Raw genomic sequence first — 6251 nt, forward strand, 5'->3', positions numbered from 1 at the left:
AGACGTCTTCGACGAGATGATCGACGTCGTATCGTGCGAGCACGTGCGCACGGCCGACGGGCGCATCGCCGTGTCGGTCGGCTGCCGCGTCGGCGATGCGCCGCTGCGGCACGGCGTCGGCGTCCATGTCGACGCGTCGTGCGCGGCGCTCGATGCGGTCGTCAGCGCGATCAATCGCTCCACCTGGCAGCACGCGGACCGGCGCGCGGCCGCCTGAAGGCACACGACCGCTCGCCTTCGGCGCGAGCGGTGCGCAACCGCCCGTGCGCCGCGCGATCCGCGCTGCACGGGCAACAAAAAGCGGCCCAGAAGGCCGCTTCGGTCGATACATGAAAATGGGCGCGACGCGCGCTCATGTGTCGGTTGCGCACCGCGTCGCCTGCCAGGCCAGCAGGCGCCAGCGGCCCTGCTCCTGTGCCTGGACCGCCGTGTAGGCGATCGGGAACACGAGGCCGCCGTTGTTCGTTTCCATCTCGATCAGCGCACGGCCCGTGACGAGGCAGGTGCCGTCGCCGACGGGCAGCACGTCCTGCGACTGAATCTCGATCTGGCGATAGCGGCGGCGGCCGGCGGCAATGGCGTCGATGAACTGCTGCTTCGTTTCCCGCTTGCCGTTCGTGTGCACGTAGAAGACCTTCTCCGACAGCAGCGCATCGAGCGCCTCGCCGTCCCCGTCGACCATCGCCCGGAACCGATCGCGCTCGAGCGCGCGGATCGCATCGACCACCTTCGTCATCGCCTGACTCCTCGGCAACGCGCACGCCGTGCGCGGGCATGCGGATCAGAAGTTGTACTGCACGTAGAACTGGTGGAAATTTACCCCAGGATTCGGCTCTTTGATACCCGCGTTCGACACATGCTGGAAGCGGTATCCGACCTGATACTGCTGCCGTTCGCCGAATTGCGCGCCGACGCCGACGACGTCCGCGAACTGAAAGGCGGTCGACATCGAGAAGTTGTCGGAAATCGTCGGGTGCGTGAGCAGCCGCACGCCGGCGCCGGCCTCGATGAACGGCCGGACCTGGCCGGCGCTCTTGATGAAGCGGAACATCGGCGTCGCGCCGAATTCGCCGATATTGCCGTGAATGTTGCCGCCCGTATGCCAGTAACCGACATGGCCTTCCAGCACGAACCGACATGGCCTTCCAGCACGAACGCGAAGTGCCATCCGCCGATTTCCCACCAGTTCCAGCCGGGATCCCACACCACGGCCAGATCGGCCTTGTCGATACCGTGGCGATCCGAGAAGCCGCCGCCCGCCTGGATGCCCCAGCGGTCGGCGAAAGCCAGCCCCGATCCGGCGAGCAGGGAGGCCGCGACCGCGGCATGCAGGACGATCCGGCTACGCGGCCGGCGGTTCTTCTTCTTGTTCATCTGACACTCCAACTTTGTGGGTTGAATGGAGCCGGCCGCGCGGCCGTGCTCGAGCGAACTGAATGGTATGGTAAAGGACTTTTCCGATCGGCATCGCGAAGCGAAATTGTTTGCTTCCAAAACTACAAAAATCGAAACCGTCTGCCGATTCGGGTCGCCGGCCGCCACTATCGGAACTCGCGACTGCGCCTCCGGTCGAACCCTAGACTATCGACTCGACTATTTTGATAGATAACCGGGAACTCCGATGTCCGCACGGCCTCTAAGGTATTAGCACTCGGCTCCACGGAGTGCTAAGATTGGCCTCGGAATCTAACCCGAGACCAGGGTTCATCCCTGATTCCAAAGGAGTTTTGAGTGAGCAACGCCCTGACCCTCCCGAATACCCTGAGCCCGACGCCGGCCAAGGCCGAATCGGCAGGCTCGCTGGCGCTCGCAACTCATTCGATGTTGCCGGGTCAGCTTGGCAACATCGATGCGTACATCCAGGCCGTCAACCGCATTCCGCTGCTGACCGCCGAAGAGGAACGCCAGTACGCGACCGAATACCGCGAAAACAACAACCTGGAGGCCGCGCGCCGCCTGGTGTTGTCGCACCTGCGCCTGGTCGTGTCGATCGCGCGCAACTATCTCGGCTACGGGCTGCCGCACGGCGACCTGATCCAGGAAGGCAACATCGGTCTGATGAAAGCGGTGAAGCGTTTCGATCCGGCGCAAAACGTGCGCCTGGTGTCGTACGCGATTCACTGGATCAAGGCCGAAATCCACGAGTACATCCTGCGCAACTGGCGGATGGTGAAGGTCGCGACGACGAAGGCGCAGCGCAAGCTGTTCTTCAACCTGCGCAGCCACAAGAAAGGCATGCAGGCGATGACGCCCGAGGAGATCGACGGTCTCGCGCAGGAACTGAACGTGAAGCGCGAAGAGGTGACCGAGATGGAAACGCGCCTGTCGGGCGGCGACATCGCGCTCGAAGGGCAAGTCGAGGACGGCGAGGAATCGTACGCGCCGATCGCCTATCTGGCCGATTCGCATAACGAGCCGACCGCCGTGCTGGCTGCGCGCCAGCGCGACATGCTCCAGACGGACGGCATCGCCCAGGCGCTCGACGCGCTCGACGCGCGCAGCCGCCGCATCATCGAGGCGCGCTGGCTGCACGTCGACGACGACGGCTCGGGCGGCTCGACGCTGCACGATCTCGCGGCCGAATTCGGCGTCTCCGCGGAGCGCATCCGCCAGATCGAAGCGAGCGCAATGAAAAAGATGCGCACGGCACTCGCCGAATACGCATAATCCGACGATCCCGAACGCATCACCGAAAACCGCTGCCACCCGGCAGCGGTTTTTTTTCGCCCATTCACGGCTTCGGCTTTGCGCGCGCATTTGCCCGTTCTCGAGCATGTTCCGCAAAACCTTGATCTGCCTCAAGTTTTTCCACTGGCTTCGCGACGGTCTGCCGCAGCGCAGCACTCGGCATTGCAAATGCGCGCTTTTAAAATTGGCATATCCCGCGCAAAAGGATTAAAACAGCTTAACAGCCGTCACATATTCCGCATAAAGTCGCGCCAAAACCGCTTTAAATCGTTTCAGGGAAAACGGCATTGATCTCGATCAATCAGGAACCGGCCCGGCCGCGCGGCTGGCGCGCGCGCGTCGTCGCGTGGGCGCACGGCCCGACCCTCGCCCGCGACATCACGCTCGTGCTGATCTTCAAGCTGATCCTGTTGATGTCGCTCAAATACGCATTCTTCAATCATCCGCAGGCTGAACACATGTCGCTGCCGCCTGCCGCCGTCGCCGAGAAGCTGCTCTCGGTACCGGCACCCGCTTCTACCGAGGGAGACCACCATGATAAGTAGCGAAGTCGTCGATCTGTCACGTCTGCAGTTCGGCATCACGGCGCTCTACCACTTCCTGTTCGTCCCGCTGACGCTCGGCCTGTCCTGGCTGCTCGTCATCATGGAATCCGTCTACGTGATGACCGGCAAGCAGGTCTACAAGGACATGACGCAGTTCTGGGGCAAGCTGTTCGGCATCAACTTCGCGATGGGCGTGACGACCGGCATCACGCTCGAATTCCAGTTCGGCACGAACTGGTCGTACTACTCCCACTACGTCGGCGACATCTTCGGCGTGCCGCTCGCCGTCGAAGGCCTGATGGCGTTCTTCCTCGAGTCGACGTTCGTCGGGCTGTTCTTCTTCGGCTGGAACCGCTTGTCGAAAGTGCAGCATCTGATCGTCACGTTCCTCGTCGCGCTCGGCTCGAATCTGTCGGCGCTGTGGATCCTCGTCGCCAACGGCTGGATGAACAATCCGGTCGGCGCCGAGTTCAACTACCAGACGATGCGCATGGAGCTGACGAGCCTGTTCGACGTGCTGTTCAACCCGGTCGCGCAGGTGAAGTTCGTGCACACGGTGTCGGCCGGCTACGTGACGGCCGCGATGTTCGTGCTCGGCGTGTCGTCGTGGTATCTGCTGAAAAAGCGCGACGTCGACTTCGCGCTGCGCTCGTTCGCGGTCGCGGCCGGCTTCGGCCTCGCCTCCACGCTCTGCGTGATCGTGCTCGGCGACGAATCGGGCTACACGACCGGCGAAGTGCAGAAGATGAAGCTCGCCGCAATCGAATCGGAATGGGAAACGCAGCCGGCGCCGGCGTCGTTCACGCTGATCGGTATCCCGAACCAGGAAGCGCAGCGCACCGACTACGCGATCAAGATTCCGTATGCGCTCGGCCTGATCGCGACGCGCTCGATCGACGAGCCCGTGATCGGCCTGCGCGAGCTCGCGAAGCGCAGCGAGGCGCACATCCAGAGCGGCATGATCGCGTACGGTGCGCTGCAGAAGATCAAGGCCGGCGACACGAGCGCCGCGACGCGCGCGCTGTTCGACGAGCACAAGCAGTATCTCGGCTACGGGCTGATGCTCAAGCAGTTCACGCCGAACGTGACCGACGCGACGCCCGCGCAGATCGAAGCGGCGGCGAAGAAGACGATTCCGCCGGTCGCGCCCGTGTTCTTCTCGTTCCGCATCATGGTGTTCCTCGGCTTCCTGTTCCTCGCGACCTTCATCGCCGCGTTCTGGTTCTGCGCGCGCCGCCAGCTGCTGCAGGACAACCGCCGCTGGTTCCTGCGCTACGCGGTATGGGCGATCCCGCTGCCGTGGCTCGCGGCGGAATTCGGCTGGGTCGTCGCCGAGCTCGGCCGCCAGCCGTGGACGATCGCGGGCGTGCTGCCGACGCATCTGTCGGCGTCGAGCCTCACGCCGACCGACCTGTACCTGAGCCTGGCCGGGTTCATCGTGTTCTACACCGCGCTGTTCGTGATCGAAATCACGCTGATGTTCAAGTACGCGCGCCTCGGCCCGTCGTCGCTGCACACCGGCCGCTATCACCACGAGCAGGCGGCCGCACGCGAACACGCGGCCGCATGAGCACGCCCCCGCAACGACACAAGGAATCGCTATGGACTATGCAACGCTCAAGCTGATCTGGTGGCTGCTCGTCGGCGTGCTGCTGATCGGCTTCGCCGTCACCGACGGCTTCGACATGGGCGCGACCGCGCTGCTGCCGTTCCTCGGCAAGACCGACGACGAACGCCGGATCATCGTCAACACGGTCGGCGCGACGTGGGAAGGCAACCAGGTATGGCTGATCACGGCCGGCGGCGCGATGTTCGCCGCGTGGCCGCTCGTCTACGCCGCGTCGTTCTCCGGCTTCTACTTCGCGATGCTGCTCGTGCTGTTCGCGCTGTTCTTCCGGCCGGTCGGCTTCGACTATCGCAGCAAGCGCACGGACCCGCGCTGGCGCGCAGGCTGGGACTGGGGCCTGTTCATCGGCGGCTTCGTGCCGGCGCTCGTGTTCGGCGTCGCGTTCGGCAATCTGCTGCAGGGCGTGCCGTTTCGCTTCGATACCGATCTGCGCGTCAGCTATCACGGCAGCTTCTGGGCGCTGCTGAATCCGTTCGCGCTGCTCTGCGGGCTCGTCAGCCTGACGATGCTCGTCGCGCACGGCGCCGCGTTCATCAAGATGAAGACCGACGGCGTGATCGCGCGCCGTGCGTCGGTCGCGCTGCGCGTGTCGTCGTTCGTCGCGGTCGTGCTGTTCGCGCTCGCGGGCGTGCTGGTCGCCGCCTATGTCGACGGCTTTCACATCACGCGTGCCGCGCCCGCCGACACGGTCGCCAATCCGCTGCTGAAGGAGGTCGCGTCCGGCGCCGGGCTGTGGCTCGCGAACTACCGCGACTATCCGTGGATGATCGCGGCGCCCGTCGTCGGCATCGCGGGCGGGCTGCTCGCGACGCTGCTCGCCGGCTCGCGCCGCGAGAAGACCGCGTTCTTCTGCACGGGCCTGATGATCGTCGGCGTGATCCTCACGGCCGGCTTCTCGATGTTCCCGTTCATCATGCCGTCGTCGCTGGACCCGACGAGCAGCCTGACCGTCTGGGATTCGACGTCGAGCGAGAAGACGCTGCTCGTGATGCTGTTCGCCGTGATCGTGTTCCTGCCGATCATCCTCGTCTATACGAGCTGGGTCTATCGCGTGATGCGCGGCAAGGTCACGCGTCAGGTGCTCGACGAGAACACGCACTCGATGTATTGAACGCGGCCGGCGCGCGCAGGCGCGCCGCGCCGCTCCCCCGTTTCGCAAGGAGTCGGATCATGTGGTATTTCAGCTGGATTCTCGGGATCGGCGTCGCGCTGTCGTTCGGGATCGTCAACGCGATGTGGCTCGAGGCGCGCCAAAAGCAGCAGGAAGCGTCGGTGCGCGTGGCGCGCAAGTGACGTCGCACAGCAGCGGCGGCGGTCAGGCGCTGCCGCGCGCCGTGCCAAAACAAAACGGCTTGCGATCGCATCGCAAGCCGTTTCCGTTTTGCCGGCCG

At 64.4% G+C, this 6251-nt stretch carries 6 protein-coding genes and 2 pseudogenes; 6 read left to right on the forward strand and 2 right to left on the reverse strand.

Annotated features, from left to right (window positions below; genetic code table 11):
- Positions 1-217 (forward strand): annotated as a pseudogene (locus HMPREF3115_RS13005) (2-isopropylmalate synthase); the annotation flags it as partial.
- Between the two features lie 135 nt (positions 218-352).
- On the opposite strand, the gene HMPREF3115_RS13010 reads toward HMPREF3115_RS13005, so the two are convergent.
- A complete protein-coding gene (locus HMPREF3115_RS13010) occupies positions 353-736 on the reverse strand; it encodes a nuclear transport factor 2 family protein (protein ID WP_006398232.1) in 384 nt (127 codons plus the stop codon).
- A 45-nt stretch (positions 737-781) separates the two neighbouring features.
- Positions 782-1374 (reverse strand): annotated as a pseudogene (locus tag HMPREF3115_RS13015) (acyloxyacyl hydrolase).
- Between the two features lie 357 nt (positions 1375-1731).
- Here HMPREF3115_RS13015 and rpoH point away from each other — a divergent pair.
- The 5 genes from rpoH (at position 1732) to cydX (ending at position 6153) form a co-directional block, all read left to right on the forward strand.
- A complete protein-coding gene (gene rpoH / locus HMPREF3115_RS13020) occupies positions 1732-2667 on the forward strand; it encodes an RNA polymerase sigma factor RpoH (RefSeq protein ID WP_006406641.1) in 936 nt (311 codons plus the stop codon).
- Between the two features lie 308 nt (positions 2668-2975).
- Entirely contained in the window at positions 2976-3233 is a 258-nt protein-coding gene (cydP, locus tag HMPREF3115_RS13025) for a cytochrome oxidase putative small subunit CydP (protein ID WP_053296816.1), read from the forward strand.
- On the forward strand, positions 3223-4803 hold the full coding sequence (locus tag HMPREF3115_RS13030; RefSeq protein ID WP_006406644.1) for a cytochrome ubiquinol oxidase subunit I: 1581 nt from the start codon (positions 3223-3225) through the stop codon (positions 4801-4803). Before cydP ends, HMPREF3115_RS13030 begins: the two co-directional genes overlap by 11 nt.
- 31 nt (positions 4804-4834) lie before the next feature.
- Complete coding sequence (gene cydB, locus HMPREF3115_RS13035; protein WP_069220575.1) at positions 4835-5971, forward strand: cytochrome d ubiquinol oxidase subunit II; 1137 nt, start codon at positions 4835-4837, stop codon at positions 5969-5971.
- A 59-nt stretch (positions 5972-6030) separates the two neighbouring features.
- The gene (gene cydX, locus HMPREF3115_RS13040) at positions 6031-6153 is read left to right on the forward strand and encodes a cytochrome bd-I oxidase subunit CydX (protein WP_006406646.1); all 123 of its coding nucleotides are present in this window, start codon (positions 6031-6033) and stop codon (positions 6151-6153) included.
- Positions 6154-6251 lie beyond the last annotated feature (98 nt).

Origin of the sequence: Burkholderia sp. HMSC10F09 (assembly GCF_001806955.1) — a bacterium.
Taxonomy (GTDB): domain Bacteria; phylum Pseudomonadota; class Gammaproteobacteria; order Burkholderiales; family Burkholderiaceae; genus Burkholderia; species Burkholderia multivorans.